Raw genomic sequence first — 20,784 nt, 5'->3', positions numbered from 1 at the left:
GGGTAATTCATGAATCACCCCTACATCAGAACCAGGTTTTTAGTCCAATCTTGCGTAAGTCCTATTATTATCATTAGTTAAGAAGAACCAAAAAACCCCCGACTCGTCAAAGTCAGGGGTTCTCAAATCTTCAACCCCGGTGCGGCGCGATGATTAGGATGCTACCTGGGCTGTGGGGCGAGTCCGCCGTCTTCTACCATCAGCAACCTTGACAGGTGGTTCTTCGGGAATTTGCATCAACAAAGTTACTGTTGGTTGACATTGTAGTTCTCGACGGATAGAGCGTTGCAACTCTCGCTCTAGCATCCCTTGCAATCCACCCCAGTCTACTTCGGGTCTTTCCCCTTCACGAACTTGGGCAAATTCTGACCAGCGCACACTGAGCATTTCTTCAATGCGCTGTTGTACCCATTTTTGCACAAGCGATCGCTCTACATTAGTTACTACACCCCGCAGATGAGTTTCTGGTTTAGCCAGGAGCTGGCCGTTCCAATCAATGGCGGTGGCGATGGTGACAATACCTTCTTCTGACATACGTTGTCGTTCTTGGAGAACTTGAGCGCTCACCATTCCAGAACTAGTAGTATCCACAAGTTCTATACCACATCTGACTGTACCCGCCACACGGATAGAATCTTGTGTTAATTCCACAATGTTGCCATTTTGGATAATTACCATGTTGTCGGCAGGAATACCCATACTCTGAGCGGTTTCCGAGTGCTTAACCAGCATTCTATGTTCACCGTGAAATGGTACAAAGAACTTGGGACGAGTTAAGGCAATCATCAGTTTTTGTTCTTCTTGACAGGCGTGACCAGAAACGTGAATACCCTTGTCCCGTCCATATACCACGTTTGCCCCTTGAATCATCAATTTATCGATGGTGTTGACCACCGCGATCGTATTGCCAGGAATGGGGTTAGCAGAGAATATTACTGTGTCCCCTGGGCGGATTTTGATTTGGGAGTGTTCTTTGTTGGCAATGCGCGTCATGGCTGCCATGGTTTCACCCTGTGAGCCAGTTGTCAAAATCAAGACTTTTTCATCGGGCAAATTGCGAACTGCATGCAATGGCTGGAACAGACTATCATCACACTTGATGTAACCCAGATTGCGAGCATGAGCAATCAAATTCAGCATGGAGCGACCAACAACTGATACCACCCGCTTATGCTTCTGCGCCAACTGTAAAATTATGTTGATCCGATGCACACTGGAAGCAAAGGTAGTGACAAATAAGCGCCCGGTAGCTTTACCAAATTCCCGGTCAAGGTTGGGATAAACAGAGCGTTCTGAAGGGGTATATCCTGGTACTTCTGCGTTAGTTGAATCACTCAGTAAGCAAAGTACACCCTGTTCACCGTGTTCTGCTAGCCTTTGCAAGTCAAAGTTTTCGCCGTCTACAGGTGTATGGTCGATTTTAAAGTCTCCCGTGTGGATGACCACACCTAAAGGGGTATGAATAGCCACTGTAAAGCTGTCGGCAATGGAGTGGGTATTGCGAATATATTCCACAAAGAAATGTTGACCAATGCGCACCACATCCCGGGGTCTAACTGATCTTAAATCGGTGCGATCGCGTACCCCTGCTTCTTCTAGTTTACCCTCTAGCATTGCCATTGCTAGTCTAGGACCATAGATTACCGGGATATCAAATTGCTTGAGGTGGAAGGCAATACCGCCTATATGGTCTTCATGACCGTGGGTGACGATCATACCTTTAATTTTCTGGCGATTCTCCCGTAGATAGGTTGTATCTGGTAGGACAATATTTACCCCTAGCATTCCTTTGGTCGGAAAGGCTAATCCCGCATCTAAAAGAATAATTTCGTCCTCATACTCAAAAACGCAAGTATTTTTGCCAATCTCATGTAATCCGCCCAATGGAATAATTTTGAGGGCAGATTTAGTTTCGTTGTTTACCATTATTTTCCTTGGATTGTTGTTGTTTTTCTTCAGAGTTAATAAATTCAAATTCAGCAATCTTGTTATGAAATCAAATACCAGCTTCCTATCTGAAAGCAGCTATATTTTGCGTGAGATTGTTCATTTATTCCTGTTATAAAAAAAAAAGCATTTTACATATATAACTTTTATCTAATCTCTCTACTGTGCGGTGGGCTTCTACACTTTTACATCTACAAAATCAGATATCTATGACAGTCTTAGCGGAGTAATTTCTCTGGTAAACCAGTTAAAATTACTCTCACTCAAGTTAGTAAGCATTCAATAAGTTACTATCTAGTTAAATTAAGTTCTTCCAGCACTGCTCTTAACTTATCAGTAACATCTGAGTCAGCTTCCCATAGGGGTAGACGAGTTGAACCGACATCCCAACCTTGAAGTTTCAATGCTTGTTTAATTGGAATGGGATTTGTAGTTAAAAATAAAGCTTTAAACAATGGAAATAGTTGTAGATGAGTTTCATTAGCACTGGCGATTTTTCCCACACTAAAAGCTTGGATCATCTCTTGTAGTTGATTGCCTACCAGATGAGAAGCTACACTCACAACGCCTGTAGCTCCAATTGCTAACAAGGGCAGGGTTAGGGAATCATCTCCAGAGTAAATGTCAAATTCTTTTGGTGTCAACCGGCGGATTTCACTCGCCTGGTCTAAATTGCCACTAGCTTCTTTGATACCAACAATATTATCAATTTCCGCTAACTTAGCAACTGTATCTGGACTCAGATTTTGACCAGTACGCCCAGGAACATTATATAACAGTATTGGCAGTTCTGGACAAGCTTGGGCGATGGCTTGAAAGTGCTGGTAGAGACCCGATTGTGGTGGTTTGTTGTAATAAGGTACAACCTGTAATGAACCATGCACCCCTATTGTAGCAGCTTTTTGGGTGGCGGCGATCGCTTCTTTTGTGGAATTAGAACCACATCCTGCTATCACCTTGGCTTTTCCACTCACCGCTTGCAATACTTCCACAAACAACTGGTATTCCTCTTCCCAGCTTAGGGTAGGGGATTCACCCGTTGTGCCACATACTATTAATGTATCTGTACCGTTGTTAGCTAGATGTGCTGCTAGTTTTGAGGCTACATCATAGTTGACACTGCCGTCTGCCTTGAACGGCGTAATCATAGCGGTTAAAACTCTGCCAAATTCTCCCACCCTGTTTCACTCCTAATTAGCCTTTTAGTTTTTTATCTCTTGGTGGTTCTCTATTTTAATAACCTATTGCTGAACTTGTTTCAAGGGTAATTCACTCATCTTGATTTTTCTACCCAAAAATAACTGAAATTCCATATTAAACTAAGCCGGTCAGTCACCTGACCGACTCGTCTTCAGAACCGTACGTGAGATTTTCACCTCATACGGCTCCTCAGCAATATGGTTCTTGTCATGAATACCTACAAGACTTCCATCACTGGCTGTCTTCTTGTCATGGCAATGTCTGTGTAATAATTGTAGGTTCTTATGTTCATCTTTTCCACCTTTGGAGATGGGTAAGATGTGGTCTACTTCCATTACATCACCGTCCCTAAAGTAATGCCCACATTCTGGACATTTACCCTTTTGCTTTTTAAGTAGGGTCGCTACCCTTTTATTGGCTTCGGGATGGTTTGTCATTCTTGAACTCCAATATACCCAATCACCGTCAAATGGCGAGGCGTTACCTTTAACCTTAATATGACGTACTATGGGAGTCTCTGGGTGTCTAAACAGTTTGATGAACTTATCATCCATCTTTACTGCAAATTCCCAGTTATTACCTCCGATTGTATGCCAATACTTATTGGTTATCCATTTCCCAGATTTATTGGGGTGTCGGCGCTTTGCCCACCTATAAAGACGTTGGTAAACCTGTTTAGAGATATTGTTGAAAATTTCTTTACTTACTACCGATGAGTAGTAATTACACCATCCCTTGATTATAGGGTTAAGTTTACTTATCAATCCCAATTGTGGTGTTGGTAAGTTTCTTTTAATGGTGTCCGAAACCTTTTTGTAATGATTCTTAACAGATTTCTTTGATGGGGTGATGATGGTTTTAAACCCTAGTATTTCCTTGTGGGTGTTCAATCCTGAGTTGTATTTACCAACCGGGGATTGTCTTACGTTGAATCCCAGAAAATCAAATCCTGGTTTCTCTGATTGGTGTTCATACAAGGTATGAGCCAATCTGGTCTTACTAGGTTTTAATTCCAATCCCATTTCATTTAGCCATTTAACTAAGATTTCCCTGCATTGTTCAATAACTGTCAGATTCTCATGCAAGATGACAAAATCATCTGCATATCGAATGATTGATATTGCATTAGCCTTATCCCTTTTAGAGCCTTTACCTGGTAATTTCGAGGCATACTCTTTAATAATTTCCTCCATACCGTGTAAGGCTACATTTGCCAGTAGAGGGGATATTACACCGCCTTGGGGTGTGCCTTCTTCTGTAGGAAATAGGACTTTGCTATCGACCACACCTGCTTTTAACCACTCTTTGATTTGACGGCGTAGTTTAGGGTAGGTGTTCAGTTTCTTTAACAATGCTTGATGATTAATCTTGTCAAAACATTTAGCAATATCGGCATCCAAAACAAACTTAGATTTGACATTTATAGAATTGAATATTGCTTGTATGGCATCATGACATGAGCGCCCTGGTCTAAATCCGTATGAATTGGGTTCAAACTTTGCTTCCCATTCTGGCTCTAATGCCAGTTTGACAAGCGCCTGTAGTACCCTATCATACATTGTGGGTATTCCTAGTGGTCTTTTCTCATCCCTTCCAGGTTTGTCTATCCAAACTCTTCTGGTTGGTCTGGGTTTAGACCCTAGTTTTAACTCTTCTACCAATTCCAGTCTTTCATTAGGTGATAAAGCTTTCACCCCATCAACCCCGGCGGTTTTCTTTCCTTGGTTATCTTGAGTTACCCTACGTGTTGCCAAAGCTTTGGCTGACCAGGATTTCATCAGCACCTTTTGGAGTCCACGAACAACCTTGACATCACCACGGGTTCAGGCTTGATAAATTCGTTTTTGGATTTTGTAAACACGACGTTCTAACTGTTTCCAGTTAATCGTGTTCCATTCTACCGTAGTCTTTACACTCGTTTTAGACATAATTCCTACTTGAGACTTTATCATCCATATCACCGTGAATCTGTCAGCATATCTTAGGCATTACCCTAAGCGTTCGCTTCTGACTCAATCTTCCCCGCTTGCAGCATCCGGTTAGCACCTACTTTTAGATTCGACCTTCTAAAAGGGCTAACAAGGGGTTACTTCGTTCCATGTGTCCATTCTGTGTACCTTTAGAGTGATGCTATATGCCGGGTTTATCGGGAGTGCATAACGGTCTGATAGCAAGCAGCCGTTTCCTTATCCTTTACCTTTTGGTTCCAGCCTGTCAGCCTGATTTGGCTGGTTAAAATTCACGACACTTCAAACGCATCTTAGGAAATCTTACTCATGGGTACTTTGCTCAACGTATACCAGGTTAGGCTCCCAGTAAGAACGCCTTTTCCTCCTGCTTTACGGATTGATGGCTAGTCGCTACCGTAAGGAGGATGCTGTCACCCTTGCACCTAGGGGGTGGGATTCTCACCCACATGAACACACAGTTACAAGAGTCTGGCTTTACCCAGTCTTGCCTCTCATCCCTGAGCATATATGCTCCCGATCGAGAGAACGAGTCGCACTGCTATTATTCAGTATAAACCTATCTTTTTGCAGATTTTAGTAGATTTTTTTCTACTAATAATTCGGCAATTTGGACTGCATTTAACGCCGCCCCTTTACGGATTTGGTCACCAGAAAGCCAAAGTTCCAAGCCGCAAGGGTGAGAAATATCCTGACGAATTCTCCCCACTAGAACATCGTCCTGAGATGTGGCTTCCATGGGCATGGGAAAGTAATTCTTTTCCCAATCTTCGATTAATTTTACGCCAGGAGAGTGACTTAAAATTTCCCTGGCTGTATCTGGACTAAATGGATTTTCAAATTCTAAATTAATTGCTTCGGAATGGGCGCGTAGTACAGGAACCCGAATACAAGTAGCAGTAATTCTAATTTGTTGGTCGTTAAAAATCTTGCGGGTTTCGTTGACCATTTTCATTTCTTCCTCACAGTAACCCAAATTGTTTAAAGCTGAGTTATGTGGAAATAAGTTAAACGCCAATGGGTAAGGCAAAACTTCCGTCACCGGTTGCTGTCCTTGTAGTATAGCGCTAGCTTGGGTTTTGACTTCTGCCATGGCCTTGGCACCTGCACCGCTGGCTGATTGATAGGTTGAGACTACAATCCGTTTAATAGGGTTAATTTGATGCAGAGGCCAAATTGCCACTGTCATCAAAATTGTTGTGCAGTTGGGGTTGGCGATAATACCTTTGTGGTTAGCGGCCGCTAGGGGATTCACCTCTGGTACTACCAAGGGAATTTCCGGGTTCATCCGAAAGGCGCTGGAATTATCTATTACTACCGCACCTTTTTCCACAGCCACTGCTGCCCAAGTTTTCGATGTAGAACCCCCAGCACTGGCTAGAACTAAGTCCAGATTTTCCAAGGTGCGATCGCTCACTAATTCTACCGGTAAATCCTCACCTTTAAACCGCAGCGATCTCCCTACACTGCGCTCTGATGCCAATAGCTTCAACTCCCCCACTGGAAAGTTCCGGCTTTCTAGTAATTCCAGCAACTCTGTGCCCACAGCACCAGTTGCTCCCAAAATACCTACACTATATGATTTTGACAAATCGGCTTTCTCCTTTCCCAGATTCTCTGTATTGTTTTTCAAACAGATGATATTTTATACTTAAATTTCTAAATAGTGATGGTCTATTTTGAATATTTTTTTTAATTCTATGGGATTTTTCGGCAAAAAGTGCATTGATTTTATAGGTGACATGAAGTTAAAGTCATTTAATTTAACTACTATTGCTGCTCAATTCCTCCACTTATCCCGAAAATTATATAATAATATTATACAACAACCTCATGTCCAGTACAAGAAAAGGAGTGTCTACACTTGAGCATGGTGTAATGCTGACAGTTTTTAACCGAACAACTATCGAGATTGTCAAGTGGGTTGCGAATCACGATGGGTGTACTATGATTCAGATTGACTGCAACCAGCACAGTTAAAAATGTAGCTTCCTGTTTAGGTAACAGTCACTTTCAGCCCCACAAGGTACACAGAACCAACAGTAGAACCATTCCTAGCATAAGATACAACTTGAGAAACAAGATATCACAGTATTTGAAAAAACAAGAACTGCTAAAGTTCTTGCATAACTGCGAGTTTCCATAGTTAAACTTATGGCAATAAATTGTCAAGTCCTTTGCCATGAGCAGTAAACTGGATATCTACTGAAAAGACTCATCCATATAATAATATGGGATTTTGAGTAACTTGTGGGTTCCCCCCATTCCCAGGGCAAGAGCAATCAAGCCACAGAAGCGGTAAATCGCATCAAGTGCCAACTGGGAGACAAAAAAATCAGAAATAAATACAGAGACGAAGCATGAAAGTTACCCAGGAAAAACTTCCAGCCAGCCAAATCGGCTTGGAAATCGAGATTACGCCAGAAATTACTAAGCAAACTTATGAACAGGTAATTAAAAACTTAGCCAGTAGTACAAGTATTCCTGGGTTTCGTAAAGGTAAAGTACCGCGGCCAATATTGCTACAACGGCTGGGTATAACTCGTATTAAAGCAGCAGCCCTCGAAGAAATACTTCAAGATGGCGTGGAAAAGGCACTCAAACAGGAAGAAATACCCGCAATTGGACAACCACAACTGCGGACTTCTTTTGAGGAATTGATTAGTAATTATGAACCAGGAAAACCCCTAACCTTTTTAGCGGCTGTAGATGTAGAACCAGAGGTTAATCTGCTACAGTATACCGGTTTAACAGCTAAAGCGGAGGAAATCAAATACCAATCCAGTCGAGTTGATGAAGTCATAGAAAAGGAAAGGGAACAGTTGGCGACGCTGATCCCTGTGGAAGGACGTGGATCTCAAATTGGTGATGTGGCTGTGGTTGATTTTAAAGGTGTGCTGGCCAAAGGTGAAGGCGAAGAGGAAACAACCGAACCGACAGCAATTCCGGGAGCCGAGGCCACAGATTTTCAACTGGAATTGCAAGAAGATAAATTTATCCCCGGCTTTGTATCAGGGATGGTGGGGATGAATCCGGGAGAAACCAGAGAAATTGCTGCTCAGTTCCCAGATCCTTACGCTAACCAAGATTTAGCCGGAAAAGCAGCAATTTTCACAGTTACACTTAAAGAACTGAAGGAAAAAGAACTACCAGAATTAAACGATGACTTCGCTCAGGAAGTTAGTGAATTTGAGAGCTTGGATGAACTGCGTGCTTCTTTAGAAGCACGATATCAAAAAGAGGCTGAGGAAAAAACTAAATCCAACCAGCAGCAAGCTTTGTTGGCAGAAATGTTGAAGTACGTGGAGGTTGACCTACCACAAACCTTGATTGATAAGGAAATAGACGCGATGCTAACACAAACTGCAATGCGGCTTTCTCAGCAAGGATTAGATGTGAGACAGCTGTTTACCCAAGAAATCATACCCCAATTACGGGAGCGATCGCGCGATGAAGCCATTCAACGCCTGAAACAGTCTTTGGGATTACTGGAAGTAGGTAAACGCGAATCTATCGAGGTCACGCCTGAAGAAGTGGAAACCAGAGTGGCTGAAGTGATGGAACAGTACGCAGACCAAGAAGTTGACGCCCAAAGAATGCGGTCAGTGGTGGAAAACGAACTGTTAACTGAAAAAATAGTCGATTGGCTTCTACAACACTCATCAGTGGAACTTGTTCCTGAAGGATCTCTGAGTTCAGCAGCAGAAATTTCCGGCGAGTTAGAGACACCTGTAGATCAGGGCGAGGAACAAAGCACCTCTGCTAGTACAGAATCAATATAATTGGTGTACAGACGCGAATTATCGTGTCTGTACAAGAAAGTGCTGAGTAACAATCTTTCCTACTCGGTACTTCCTTGTCGCAGAGTGATTAATCACCTCTGTGAGGGAAATATTGCCTGAAAATTAGCGTGGGTGGGGTGTTTACCCACAGCTATATATATGAGGCATAATGGTTAACAAATAGCTCAAATAAAACTGCATCAGTTCACAAGGCGGCAATAACTGCCAGCAAACCCCTCCTAACTTAATTCTCAATTGTTCTTATATGCTTCTATCCCAGTCGGGAAATCATCCCATCCATAGTTTAAGCACAATCAAAATTAGCTCTCACTTGAGCCGACCCAGCAACATTGTACCGATGGTGGTAGAACAGTCTGGCATGGGAGAACGTGCTTTTGACATTTACTCCCGCTTGCTGCGAGAGCGGATTATATTCTTGGGTACTCCCATAGATGATGCTGTTGCTAATTCCATTGTTGCTCAATTGCTGTTCTTAGACGCGGAAGATTCGGAGAAAGATATTCAGTTGTATATCAATTCCCCCGGGGGTTCTGTCTACGCGGGGATGGCAATTTATGATACAATACAACAAATACGCCCGGATGTTGTTACTATATGTTTTGGATTAGCCGCAAGTATGGGGGCTTTCCTGTTGTCCGCCGGTTCTGCTGGTAAACGGATGTCTTTACCTGACTCTCGCATCATGATTCACCAACCACTGGGTGGGGCTCAAGGTCAAGCCATTGATATTGAGATTCAAGCGCGAGAAATTCTTTATGTGAAGGCTAAGTTGAATCAGTTACTCGGTCATCATACTGGTCAGCCTCTAGAAAGACTTGAGGCAGATACCGAACGCGACTTTTTTATGTCGGCAGAAGAAGCAAAAAACTACGGTTTGATTGATCAAGTCATCTCCAGACAAAATATTCCCACCGCCGGGGAAAACGTCACCATTCTGAAATAAGAGGCTGGTATGTCTAAGTACGACTCCCATTTAAAATGTTCGTTTTGTGGCAAGTCTCAAGAGCAGGTTCGTAAATTAATCGCAGGTCCGGGAGTCTACATCTGCGATGAATGCGTTGACTTGTGTAATGAAATCCTAGACGAAGAGCTACTGGACACGAATACGGCTGCGTCACAACCAGCACAAAGGTCAGAAACACCTCCAAAACGTCGTGCCCGCTCTTCTAATCTCTCATTTAACCAAATTCCCAAGCCTAGAGAAATTAAAAATTATCTAGACGAACACGTTATCGGTCAAGACGAGGCCAAAAAAGTTTTGTCTGTGGCAGTTTATAACCACTACAAACGGCTGGCAGTCATTCAATCGAAAGGTAAAAATGGCGCAGACGATGCTGTAGAACTGCAAAAGTCTAATATTTTGTTAATTGGTCCAACTGGTTGTGGCAAAACCCTCTTAGCCCAAACCTTAGCCACAATCTTGGATGTACCCTTTGCTGTGGCTGATGCCACGACACTCACTGAAGCAGGTTATGTTGGTGAGGATGTAGAAAATATTCTGCTGCGACTGTTACAAGTAGCAGATTTGGATGTGGAGGAAGCCCAGCGAGGAATTATCTACATTGACGAGATAGATAAAGTAGCTCGCAAGAGTGAAAATCCTTCCATTACCCGCGATGTTTCCGGTGAAGGCGTTCAGCAAGCTTTGCTGAAAATGTTAGAGGGAACAATCGCCAATGTGCCGCCTCAAGGAGGTCGTAAGCATCCTTATCAAGATTGTATCCAGATTGATACGAGCAATATTCTCTTTGTGTGTGGCGGTGCCTTTGTGGGTTTAGAGAAGGTAGTAGAGCAGAGAGTGGGTAAAAAGTCAATGGGTTTTGTACAACCGGGGGACAGTCAGTCCAAAGAAAAGCGGGTTGCTGATACTCTGCGCCATCTCGAACCCGATGACTTAGTTAAGTTTGGTATGATTCCCGAATTTATTGGACGAGTACCAATGGTAGCTGTAGTAGATCCTTTGGATGAAGAAGCGCTGATGGCAATTCTCACCCAACCACGCAGTGCTCTGGTCAAACAGTACCAAAAGCTGCTCAACATGGATAACGTTCAATTAGATTTTAAACAGGATGCTTTGCGGGCGATCGCTCAAGAAGCCTACCGCAGGAAAACGGGCGCTAGAGCCTTGCGGGGTATTGTGGAAGAACTAATGCTTGATGTCATGTACGAATTACCATCCCGCGAGGATGTCACTCGGTGCATGATTACTAAGGAAATGGTAGAGAAGCGCTCAACAGCTGAATTAATAGTACATCCTTCTTCCCTACCTAAGCCAGAATCAGCGTAGGTATCATTAGTCACTGGTCACTGGTCATTGACTTTTGACTTTTGACTTTTGATTTTTGACTTTTGACTTTTGACTTTTGATTTTCGACTCTGGAAAAATGCCTTATATTTGTGTTCGTCGTGTTGAGCATTACTATGAGTGGGTGAAAAAACCATCTGGTTCTTCGGTAAAGCCAGTAATGGTTTTTATTCATGGTTGGGGGGGGTCAGCGAGGTACTGGAAAAGTACGGCTGATGCTTTAGCAGACCAATTTGATTGTTTACTCTACGATCTGCGGGGTTTTGGTCGTTCTCGCGGAAAACCTAATATAGTCGAATCCGGTGCATCTGTTGTAACGTCCCAGTCAAACCCAGACAAATCAGTAGCAATCAAAGAGTTAAGCTATGAATTAGAAGAGTATGCTGAGGATTTAGCAACTTTACTAGATGAGTTGCAACTCCAACGCGTTTATATTAACTCTCATTCCATGGGTGCATCTATTGCAACATTGTTTATTAACCGCTATCCCCAACGAGTAGAACGAGCTATTTTAACCTGTAGTGGTATTTTTCAGTACGACGAAAAAGCCTTTACGGCTTTTCATAAATTTGGTGGTTATGTAGTCAAATTTCGTCCTAAGTGGCTAAGTAAAATACCATTAGTTGACCGAATATTTATGGCTAGATTCTTGCATAGCCCAATTGCTAGTTCTGAACGTCAGGCTTTTTTGCAAGATTTTCTGCAAGCAGACTATGATACAGCTTTAGGTACAATTTATACCTCAGTTAGTAAAGCGCAAGCGGAGATAATGCCCCAAGAGTTTGCCAAGGTGCAAGTACCAGTTTTGCTGGTGGCTGGTGAGTATGACCAAATTATTCCGGCGCAAATGGGTCGTCAGGCCGCATCAGGGAGCGAAAATATTAAGTTTACCATTATTCCTAATACATCCCATTTTCCTATGTTAGAAGATGCTTCAACTTACTTACAAGTATTAGACGAGTTTTTACAGGTGAGTCAGGTATACCAATAGCTGGCGTGGCGTAGCCATAAAGTTAAACCACAGATAAACACAGATAAATTTCATATTGGGAAAGGCTATGTGGCTAAAGTCCCAGTTCACGTTTTAACAAATTAATCGATGTAGCCCCAATATAATTTTCCACTTTAATTAGTTTGGGTGGACGAATAATCTCTTCTAGTGATGCTTGTAGTGCGGCCTGTACTGTTGGGAAACTGGCTTGATCGCTGATAATTACTTCCGCCCGCTTGACAATGGCTCTGATTTGATAAGCATCTTTTGGCTGGGAAGTCATGATTAATAGTTCATCGCCTCGTAAACCATGAAGAATTGCTTGTGCAGCACGAACAATCCCGGAACTCAGACTCACTATACCTACACAATTCTCCTTCGGTAAGCTTTTGAGTAGTTCCAGTTCTTTGCTGTAGTCGTAGATATCCAGGGGAATCACACGTACGCCTTTTGGGGCGGCGATCGCCTCTACATCGCTGATAAAATAACGATTTGTGACCACTGTAGCCGAAGTAGTTTTATCTAACAAGGCCGTTAATTCTTCTATCGCTACCAACTGTACAGGTATCTTTAGAGATATTTTTAATTCATATACCATCAATTCCCCGACACCTATATCATGGGAGGGAACTGCAACCAATACTTGGGCGCTACAACTTAAGCGCCAATCAATTTCACCTAAAAATATCTCCCGCGCTTGATGCAGTGAATAGCCTTGAGATAACATCTCATCCAGTGCTTTTTGCACTAGTTTATACCCATCTTCAGTTTCTTTTCTGATGAATGGGTATTGCAGCTTGCTACCGTATTCATGACCTTGACTCCGCACATAAATTCCCGAACCAGCTATACTTTCTACAAAACCGTCCTCTTCCAACTGCCGGTAAACTTTGCTAATGGTATTACGGTGTAACCCAGTTTGCATTGCTAACGCTCTTGTGCTCGGCAATTTATATCCAGGTGGATATTGTCGGGAGGCGATGACAAACTGAATTTGATTAAATAGCTGACTGGAAGCGGGTATTTCACTGTCTGGCTGAATACGGAATTTAATCATGACCAAACCTATTGATATTAGTAAAGGCAACTAACCGAGTGTATCGATTAGTATTAAAGATGTTATGTACACATTTATTTTTTCGAGGGAAAATTTTTTCCCGCAATTTTTGCTAATTGATAATTTTCTTGGGAAATAGCTACATTTACTGGCATATTGATATCAAATCATTAAATACTTAATTACACAACACAGGTAGAAATTTTTATGGAAGAAAAAATTATACAGACAGCAAAGTTGAAGATTTCGCAAGATAATCTACAAATATCCGCTTATTTAGCACAGCCACAAGCACCTGGTTCTTATTCTGGTGTTGTGGTATTACAAGAGATTTTTGGTGTCAATGTTCACATTCGGGAAGTTACAGAACGAATTGCTCAACAAGGATATGTGGCGATCGCCCCGGCACTTTTTCAACGTCAAGCCCCTGATTTTGAAACAGGCTACACCGCAGAGGATATTGAAATTGGCAGAAAATATGCTTGGAAACAGACTCAAGCATCAGAGTTATTGCGTGATATTCAATCAGCCATTGACTATCTCAAGACCCTGCCCCACCTGAAACCCGATAGCTTTGGCTGTATTGGCTTTTGTTTTGGTGGTCATGTGGCTTATCTTGCTGCTACCCTACCAGATATTAAAGCTACTGCTTCCTTCTATGGTGCTGGTATTACTACTCGCACCCCTGGCGGTGGCGCTCCTACCATCACCCGTACCCCGGATATCCGAGGCACAATATATACTTTTTTTGGCTTGGAAGATGTCAGCATCCCCGCAGCAGAGGTCGATGAAATTGCCGCAGAATTAGAAAAATATAAAATTTCTCATCGAGTGTTTCGCTACGATGGATCTGAACACGGATTTTTCTGTAACCATCGCGCCAGCTATAATCCTAAAGCCGCAGGTGATGCTTGGGAGCAGGTGAAACAACTTTTTGGCAGTGTGTTAGGAGCCTAGAGACAAAAGCAGGGGAAAGTCCCTGGATTGGGGACTATTCAAGCTATTTTAGGTTGTTTTCCCTACCAAATAATCATGCCATAATTACCTAACACTCCTACTAGCTCGGAACTTGTTAGGGGTTTAGTACAAATCCAGTGGCATCACATCAAATAATAATTTATCTTTAATCGTCATGAACTCCGAATCGAAACTTTCTCAACTAGCCAATTCGTCTTTTACTATGGACGATTTTGCCAAAGCACTAGAAGTACACGACTACCAGTTTCAAAAGGGACAAGTTGTCAGCGGGAAAGTATTTCAACTTGACCCTAATGGAGCCTATGTAGATATTGGTGGCAAATCATCCGCTTTTCTCCCCCGTGATGAGGCTTCTTTGAGAGCAGTGACCGATTTATCGGAGGTGCTGCCATTGCATGAGGAACTAGAGTTTTTGATTATCCGAGATCAGGATGCAGAAGGTCAAGTCACCCTTTCCCGAAAACAGTTGGAAATTCGGCAAATCTGGGAACGACTCGCCGAAATGCAAGAAGGCGGTCAAACGGTGCAAGTCAGGGTCACCGGTGTGAATAAAGGTGGTGTTACTGTTGACCTGCTTTCCTTGCGAGGGTTTATTCCGCGATCGCACTTAGCCGAACGTGATAATCTAGAAGCGCTAAAAGGCCAAAGTTTGACCGTGAGTTTTTTAGAAATTAATCCTGACACTAAAAAACTTATACTTTCCCAACGTTTGGCTACTCGTTCTAGCAACTTCAGCTTATTAGAACTAAATGAGCTAGTAGAAGGTAAAGTTACTGGTATTAAACCTTTTGGAGTATTTGTAGATTTAGATGGTCTGAGTGGTTTGCTACATATTAAGCAAGTCAGCCAAAAATTCATTGACTCTCTAGAAAAGGTCTTTCAAATTGGTCAAACAATTAAGGCTGTAGTTATTGACTTAGATGAAGGTAAAGGTCGTGTGGCTCTTTCTACAAGAATTTTAGAAAATTTCCCTGGTGAAATCTTGGAGAATTTTGATGAAGTAATGGCTTCAGCCGAAGCGCGTGCTAATCGAGCTAGTAAGAAATCTGCGGAATAGGGGCATAGTTTCACGGCAATTATTTGCGCTTTTGCGTCTTGGCTTAAGCTTACCCGGTTTATAAAACCGGGTAATTAATATATTTGCAAACGGAGAGGGGGAGATTCGAACTCCCGGAGGTTTTAGCCTCATCCGATTTCAAGTCGGACGCAATCGACCACTCTGCCACCTCTCCAATAAAACTGTCGAACTTATAATAAACATACGACAATATAGGATTATAGCGCCTTTGCCAAATATTAACAAGCCGACATATCATAATATATCTGATCATCTACACAGATGGCACTACTAAAGAAAAATATCTTTGGCATCCTGGGCTATCGCCTATAGAGAATTTCCTCTACAGTCACCTGGAAATCATAGCCTACCCAGACTAAGGAGACTTGGGAGACCTCACCGGCTTCTAGGGAGACAATGGAAAAATTGCGCAGCCTTTGCCCCTGATTTTCCAAAATCCTGGGTACATTTGCTGCGTTTAGGTAAATGATTCCCTCTGGACTTTTAAATACAGCTTTGCGCTGGACTGTTTTTGTATGTCTGAGGGTGCGGTGCATATGACCAAACGTCACCAGAGGAATTTTTTTACCGGACGTGAGAGCCTGAGAAATCGCCGCGCCCAGGTCTGGGTCGCCAAAGTCACCACCGATGGGATGCCAGTCCTTACCGCAGGGGTCTTCGGGTCGATCGCCTAAACCACTAGGTCCATTGTGTCCCAGAAAAATAATCGTGTCATGAGCGGCGCTGTTTGCGGCTTTGACAATCAGGTCAGTGGATTCCTCCATACTCGTCACACCATACCGTTGTTGCAGGATGTCCGCAAATTTCCACTCTGGTTCACCCCAGGTAAAAGGACGACCTCCCACCACAGTTAAATTCCAGGTGGGAAAATCCAGCCGACTGTAACCTACGTGGGACGCCTCTAATAAATCGAGTTGTTCTTGTACCCAATCTGACTTAGAACGGTCATATGGACATTTCCGCCGTCCCCATTCCGTGGCAGTATACCAGGCATCGTGGTTTCCCATCACTGCTGCTTTGGGAATATCCAGGGAGGCTATCGCTTTGACCACATCCACCGATTCATTGCCAAAATCGCCCACAAACAGCACCAAGTCAACACCTAGGTACTTGAGTGCAATGCCATCTTCTACTTCCCACTGGTCGTGAACATCTCCAACTACAGCAATTTTTAGGGTTATTGATTTGGTTTTCTGACTGGTCATGCCACTTTCCTTGCCGTCTATATCCAGCATATGAAACTCCGCCGGATTTGCACAGAACAGACGGGATATCGACCCCCTACTATTTTTGGTAAAAACTACTATAATTGAATCCACAGAACAAAAACGTGGAACTTAAGGCAACTCCTAACTGTGTTTACCACCGCACTACCTCAAAAAAACAAAACCCAAACTGGTGAACTACCACTAGATTTATTTACTGCCATTGAGAGTCTAAAAAAGGAACTCAATGCAGTGATCCTGGCTCATTACTATCAAGATCCGGATATTCAGGATATCGCCGACTTTATTGGGGATTCCTTGCAATTAGCCAAAGCTGCAGCCCAGACAAATGCAGATGTGATTGTCTTTGCTGGTGTTCACTTTATGGCGGAGACAGCAAAGATACTTAACCCTGATAAGTTAGTGCTTTTACCAGATTTAAATGCTGGTTGTTCTTTAGCAGATAGTTGTCCACCAGAAGCTTTTGCAGCTTTTAAAGCAGCACATCCAGATCATCTAGTGGTTTCATACATCAACTGCTCTGCCGACATTAAGGCCATGAGTGACATTATCTGCACCAGTTCCAATGCTGTCAAGATTGTGCAACAAATACCACCGACACAGCCGATTATTTTTGCTCCGGATCGGAATTTGGGACGGTATGTGATGGAACAAACCGGACGAGATTTGTTGCTATGGGACGGGAGCTGTATTGTTCATGAAACATTTTCTGAAAAGAAGATTGTGGAGTTGAAAATTACACACCCACAAGCTGAGGCGATCGCTCACCCAGAATGTGAAACTAGCGTATTGCGCCACGCAAGTTTCATCGGCTCAACAGCCGCCTTACTCACATATTGTCAAAACAGCCCTACAAAAGAATTTATAGTGGCTACAGAGCCGGGTATTATTCACCAAATGCAGAAACTTTCCCCGGAAAAGCACTTTATTCCTGCCCCGCCATTGAACAACTGTGCTTGTAACGAATGTCCATTTATGCGGTTAAATACTTTGGAAAAATTATATTTAGCGATGAAAAATTGTATTCCGGAAATCACAATGTCAGAGGATATCCGCCAGGCTGCGCTGCGACCAATACAACGGATGCTGGAGATGAGCAGTTAATCTGTATAAACAAAACACCCCTTGGGGGGGTGTTTTGTCGTATAATATTAAACCTGGCATCGAGCTATTTTTGCGGAGGGCTACCCCTCAACTATCGTGGCCGCTGCAGCGTTTCACCTCTGAGTTCGGGAAGGTATCAGTGTGGTTCCACCGCGCCATAGACACCAGGAAAGAGTGGTGGGTCAGATACCCTGAAGACTGCAAGTAACGCGAAAACCAGAGTGATGAGGTCAAGCCCTCGGTCTGTTAGGACTCCTCAGCTACGTACATTACTGTACTTCCACTTAGAGCCTATAAACGGGTGTTCTGCCCGTGACCTTACCTACTTTAGTAGTGAGAGCACTCATCTTGAGGTGGGCTTCCCACTTAGATGCTTTCAGCGGTTATCCGCTCCGCACTTAGCTACCCAGCGTCTACTCCTGGTGGAATAACTGGTACACCAGCGGTGCGTCCTTCCCGGTCCTCTCGTACTAAGGAAGGCTCCTCTCAATGCTCTTACGCCTGCACCGGATATGGACCGAACTGTCTCACGACGTTCTGAACCCAGCTCACGTACCGCTTTAATGGGCGAACAGCCCAACCCTTGGGACGTACTTCCGCCCCAGGTTGCGATGAGCCGACATCGAGGTGCCAAACCTCCCCGTCGATGTGGACTCTTGGGGGAGATCAGCCTGTTATCCCTAGAGTAACTTTTATCCGTTGAGCGACGGCCATTCCATGCTGTGCCGTCGGATCACTAAGGCCGACTTTCGTCCCTGCTTGAGTTGTAACTCTTGCAGTCAAGCTCTCTTTCTGCCTTTACACTCGCCGCACGGTTTCCAAGCGTGCTGAGAGAACCTTTGCGCGCCTCCGTTACCTTTTAGGAGGCGACCGCCCCAGTCAAACTGCCCACCTGAAACTGTTCCTACACCCGCTCAGGGTGTCAGGTTAGAATTCTAGCTTCGCCAGAGTGGTATCTCACCGTTAGCTCCATACCCCCCACAAGGGGTACTTCTTCGCTTCCCACCTATCCTGCGCAAGCCAAGCCCGAACACAATTCCAGGCTACAGTAAAGCTTCATAGGGTCTTTCTGTCCAGGTGCAGGCAGTCCGTATCTTCACAGACATTCCTATTTCGCCGAGTCTCTCTCTGAGACACCATCCAGATCGTTACGCCTTTCGTGCGGGTCGGAACTTACCCGACAAGGAATTTCGCTACCTTAGGACCGTTATAGTTACGGCCGCCGTTCACCGGGGCTTCGGTCGTCAGCTTCAGGGCGAACCCCTGACCAACTTCCTTAACCTTCCGGCACTGGGCAGGCGTCAGCCCCCATACGTCCTCTTTCGAGTTAGCGGAGACCTGTGTTTTTGGTAAACAGTCGCCTGGATCTCTTCACTGCGACCCACTTTCGTGGGCACCCCTTCTTCCGAAGTTACGGGGCCATTTTGCCGAGTTCCTTAGAGAGAGTTATCTCGCGCCCCTTGGTATTCTCAACCTCCCTACCTGTGTCGGTTTCGGGTACGGGTATGATGCTTTCATCACATAACGAGCTTTTCTTGACACTATCCTTCACCATGCGGAGTTCGTAAACCCCTCCCAAACCAATTAGGGTATGGTTATCTTTCATGCGTCCCTCGCCATGCTCCCACATCTTAGTCAGGGATTATTCACCCTGTGTCCATCGACTACGCCTTTCGACCTCGCCTTAGGTCCCGACTAACCCTCCGTGGACGAACCTGCCGGAGGAACCCTTAGGGTTTCGGGACATTGGATTCTCACCAATGTTTTCGCTACTCAAGCCGACATTCTCACTTCCGTCTCGTCCACAGCTGCTTACCGCTACTGCTTCTTCCTACTACGGAACGCTCCCCTACCGATTAATTTCTTAATCCCACAGCTTCGGTACATCACTTAGCCCCGTTCATTTTCGGCGCAAGATCGCTTGACTAGTGAGCTATTACGCACTCTTTCAAGGGTGGCTGCTTCTAGGCAAACCTCCTAGTTGTCTATGCAATCTCACCTCCTTTCTCACTTAGTGATGATTTGGGGGACCTTAGCTGGTGGTCTGGGCTGTTTCCCTCTTGACAATGAAGCTTATCCCCCACTGTCTCACTGGCAATGTGTGCCCTGGGTATTCTTAGTTTGTCTCGATTTGGTACCGGTCTCCCAGCCCGCACCGAAACAGTGCTTTACCCCCCAGGTATATTCATTACCGCTGCGCCTAAACACATTTCGGGGAGAACCAGCTAGCTCCTGGTTCGATTGGCATTTCACCCCTAACCACAACTCATCCGCTGATTTTTCAACATCAGTCGGTTCGGACCTCCACTTGGTGTTACCCAAGCTTCATCCTGGCCATGGTTAGATCACCAGGGTTCGGGTCTATAAACACTGATTTTTCGCCCTCTTCAGACTCGGTTTCCCTTGGGCTCCAGCATTCTCGCCTTAACCTACCAGTGCCTATAAGTCGCCGGCTCATTCTTCAACAGGCACGCGGTCATCCGTTTAATCGGACTTCCACTGCTTGTAGGCTAACGGTTTCATGTTCTATTTCACTCCCCTTCCGGGGTTCTTTTCACCTTTCCCTCGCGGTACTGGTTCACTATCGGTCACACAGTAGTATTTAGCCTTACGAGATGGTCCTCGCTGATTCACATGGGATTCCTCGTGCCCCATGCTACTCGGGATTCAGCTACTATCCTTTAGTTTTCGACTACAGGACTTTCACCTTCTTTGGTGCAGTATTTAGCTGCTTCGTCTAACCTCTAGATTCGATATTGCTGTCCCACTACCCCAAAAGATTAATCCTTTGGTTTAGGCTTTTCCCCTTTCGCTCACCACTACTTAGGGAATCTCTTTTGATTTCTTTTCCTCCAGCTACTAAGATGTTTCAGTTCGCTGGGTTAGCTCTTTCCTGCCTATATATTCAGCAGGTAGTCTTTAGGGTTGCCCCATTCGGAAATCTCCGGCTCATAGTTTGCTTCCAACTCCCCGGAGCATATCGTCGGTAACCACGTCCTTCTTCGCCTCTGTGTGCCTAGGTATCCACCGTTAGCCCTTATTAGCTTGACCACTTTACATTGGTTTTTTCCACCGCAAACACTTTCATTTGATTGTCTGTGTCTGCCTGCTTTTTTCGCGTTACTATG

Annotated in this window: 13 protein-coding genes, 1 tRNA gene and 2 rRNA genes; 7 read left to right on the top strand and 9 right to left on the bottom strand. The window is 44.2% G+C overall.

Going from position 1 to position 20,784, the window contains the following annotated elements:
* Nucleotides 1-153 precede the first annotated feature (153 nt).
* From AC6IZ0_RS11315 to AC6IZ0_RS11300, 4 genes are all read right to left on the bottom strand, one after another.
* On the bottom strand, nt 154-1,926 hold the full coding sequence (locus AC6IZ0_RS11315) for a ribonuclease J (protein WP_271732295.1): 1,773 nt from the start codon (nt 1,924-1,926) through the stop codon (nt 154-156).
* 311 nt (nt 1,927-2,237) lie between these two features.
* The gene (gene dapA / locus AC6IZ0_RS11310) at nt 2,238-3,125 is read right to left on the bottom strand and encodes a 4-hydroxy-tetrahydrodipicolinate synthase (RefSeq protein ID WP_271732296.1); all 888 of its coding nucleotides are present in this window, start codon (nt 3,123-3,125) and stop codon (nt 2,238-2,240) included.
* 150 nt (nt 3,126-3,275) lie between these two features.
* Nucleotides 3,276-4,925 (bottom strand): group II intron reverse transcriptase/maturase, encoded by a 1,650-nt coding sequence (gene ltrA, locus AC6IZ0_RS11305; protein WP_497722976.1) that lies wholly within the window; start codon nt 4,923-4,925, stop codon nt 3,276-3,278.
* A gap of 748 nt (nt 4,926-5,673) precedes the next feature.
* The gene (locus tag AC6IZ0_RS11300) at nt 5,674-6,705 is read right to left on the bottom strand and encodes an aspartate-semialdehyde dehydrogenase (protein WP_271732298.1); all 1,032 of its coding nucleotides are present in this window, start codon (nt 6,703-6,705) and stop codon (nt 5,674-5,676) included.
* Nucleotides 6,706-7,474: 769 nt separating this feature from the next.
* Here AC6IZ0_RS11300 and tig point away from each other — a divergent pair.
* The 4 genes from tig to AC6IZ0_RS11280 all read left to right on the top strand — a co-directional run bounded on the left by tig (nt 7,475) and on the right by AC6IZ0_RS11280 (nt 12,213).
* Nucleotides 7,475-8,896 carry a trigger factor gene (gene tig / locus AC6IZ0_RS11295; protein ID WP_497722975.1) on the top strand — a complete coding sequence of 474 codons (1,422 nt, stop codon included), beginning with the start codon at nt 7,475-7,477 and terminating at the stop codon, nt 8,894-8,896.
* A gap of 265 nt (nt 8,897-9,161) precedes the next feature.
* Entirely contained in the window at nt 9,162-9,860 is a 699-nt protein-coding gene (gene clpP, locus AC6IZ0_RS11290; protein WP_497722974.1) for an ATP-dependent Clp endopeptidase proteolytic subunit ClpP, read from the top strand.
* Nucleotides 9,861-9,869: 9 nt separating this feature from the next.
* Entirely contained in the window at nt 9,870-11,204 is a 1,335-nt protein-coding gene (clpX, locus tag AC6IZ0_RS11285) for an ATP-dependent protease ATP-binding subunit ClpX (RefSeq protein ID WP_497722972.1), read from the top strand.
* A gap of 97 nt (nt 11,205-11,301) precedes the next feature.
* On the top strand, nt 11,302-12,213 hold the full coding sequence (locus AC6IZ0_RS11280; RefSeq protein WP_271732304.1) for an alpha/beta fold hydrolase: 912 nt from the start codon (nt 11,302-11,304) through the stop codon (nt 12,211-12,213).
* A 73-nt stretch (nt 12,214-12,286) separates the two neighbouring features.
* Here AC6IZ0_RS11280 and AC6IZ0_RS11275 read toward each other — a convergent pair whose 3' ends face one another.
* Nucleotides 12,287-13,270 carry a GntR family transcriptional regulator gene (locus AC6IZ0_RS11275; protein WP_271732305.1) on the bottom strand — a complete coding sequence of 328 codons (984 nt, stop codon included), beginning with the start codon at nt 13,268-13,270 and terminating at the stop codon, nt 12,287-12,289.
* Between the two features lie 207 nt (nt 13,271-13,477).
* On the opposite strand from AC6IZ0_RS11275, the gene AC6IZ0_RS11270 reads away from it, so the two are divergent.
* Entirely contained in the window at nt 13,478-14,227 is a 750-nt protein-coding gene (locus tag AC6IZ0_RS11270; RefSeq protein WP_271732307.1) for a dienelactone hydrolase family protein, read from the top strand.
* Between the two features lie 175 nt (nt 14,228-14,402).
* Entirely contained in the window at nt 14,403-15,305 is a 903-nt protein-coding gene (locus AC6IZ0_RS11265; protein ID WP_497722969.1) for a S1 RNA-binding domain-containing protein, read from the top strand.
* A 90-nt stretch (nt 15,306-15,395) separates the two neighbouring features.
* On the opposite strand, the gene AC6IZ0_RS11260 is transcribed toward AC6IZ0_RS11265, so the two are convergent.
* Both AC6IZ0_RS11260 and AC6IZ0_RS11255 read right to left on the bottom strand, forming a co-directional pair.
* Nucleotides 15,396-15,480: transfer RNA gene (locus AC6IZ0_RS11260), tRNA-Ser, on the bottom strand.
* A 145-nt stretch (nt 15,481-15,625) separates the two neighbouring features.
* Nucleotides 15,626-16,531, bottom strand: a complete 906-nt coding sequence (locus AC6IZ0_RS11255) for a TIGR04168 family protein (RefSeq protein WP_497726043.1) — start codon at nt 16,529-16,531, stop codon at nt 15,626-15,628.
* A gap of 150 nt (nt 16,532-16,681) precedes the next feature.
* Between AC6IZ0_RS11255 and nadA the strand changes: the two genes are divergently transcribed.
* The gene (nadA, locus tag AC6IZ0_RS11250; RefSeq protein WP_271732313.1) at nt 16,682-17,656 is read left to right on the top strand and encodes a quinolinate synthase NadA; all 975 of its coding nucleotides are present in this window, start codon (nt 16,682-16,684) and stop codon (nt 17,654-17,656) included.
* A 51-nt stretch (nt 17,657-17,707) separates the two neighbouring features.
* Here nadA and rrf read toward each other — a convergent pair.
* Together rrf and AC6IZ0_RS11240 are read right to left on the bottom strand one after the other, a co-directional pair.
* Nucleotides 17,708-17,825, bottom strand: a 5S ribosomal RNA gene (gene rrf / locus AC6IZ0_RS11245).
* A gap of 57 nt (nt 17,826-17,882) precedes the next feature.
* Nucleotides 17,883-20,707, bottom strand: a 23S ribosomal RNA gene (locus AC6IZ0_RS11240).
* Nucleotides 20,708-20,784: the final 77 nt, after the last annotated feature.

It is taken from the genome of Anabaenopsis sp. NIES-4685 (assembly GCF_059725405.1).
Note: the sequence above shows the minus strand (reverse complement) of the source record. Positions and strands in the feature narration are given on the sequence as shown.

Excerpts from the sequence above, each read along its gene's own strand:
- AC6IZ0_RS11265 (WP_497722969.1), top strand. The coding sequence starts at position 14,403 with ATGAACTCCGAATCGAAACTTTCTCAACTAGCCAATTCGTCTTTTACT.
- AC6IZ0_RS11255 (WP_497726043.1), bottom strand. The coding sequence starts at position 16,531 with ATGACCAGTCAGAAAACCAAATCAATAACCCTAAAAATTGCTGTAGTT.
- AC6IZ0_RS11280 (WP_271732304.1), top strand. The coding sequence starts at position 11,302 with ATGCCTTATATTTGTGTTCGTCGTGTTGAGCATTACTATGAGTGGGTG.
- tig (WP_497722975.1), top strand. The coding sequence starts at position 7,475 with ATGAAAGTTACCCAGGAAAAACTTCCAGCCAGCCAAATCGGCTTGGAA.
- AC6IZ0_RS11275 (WP_271732305.1), bottom strand. The coding sequence starts at position 13,270 with ATGATTAAATTCCGTATTCAGCCAGACAGTGAAATACCCGCTTCCAGT.
- AC6IZ0_RS11315 (WP_271732295.1), bottom strand. The coding sequence starts at position 1,926 with ATGGTAAACAACGAAACTAAATCTGCCCTCAAAATTATTCCATTGGGC.
- ltrA (WP_497722976.1), bottom strand. The coding sequence starts at position 4,925 with ATGAAATCCTGGTCAGCCAAAGCTTTGGCAACACGTAGGGTAACTCAA.
- AC6IZ0_RS11270 (WP_271732307.1), top strand. The coding sequence starts at position 13,478 with ATGGAAGAAAAAATTATACAGACAGCAAAGTTGAAGATTTCGCAAGAT.
- clpP (WP_497722974.1), top strand. The coding sequence starts at position 9,162 with ATGCTTCTATCCCAGTCGGGAAATCATCCCATCCATAGTTTAAGCACA.
- clpX (WP_497722972.1), top strand. The coding sequence starts at position 9,870 with ATGTCTAAGTACGACTCCCATTTAAAATGTTCGTTTTGTGGCAAGTCT.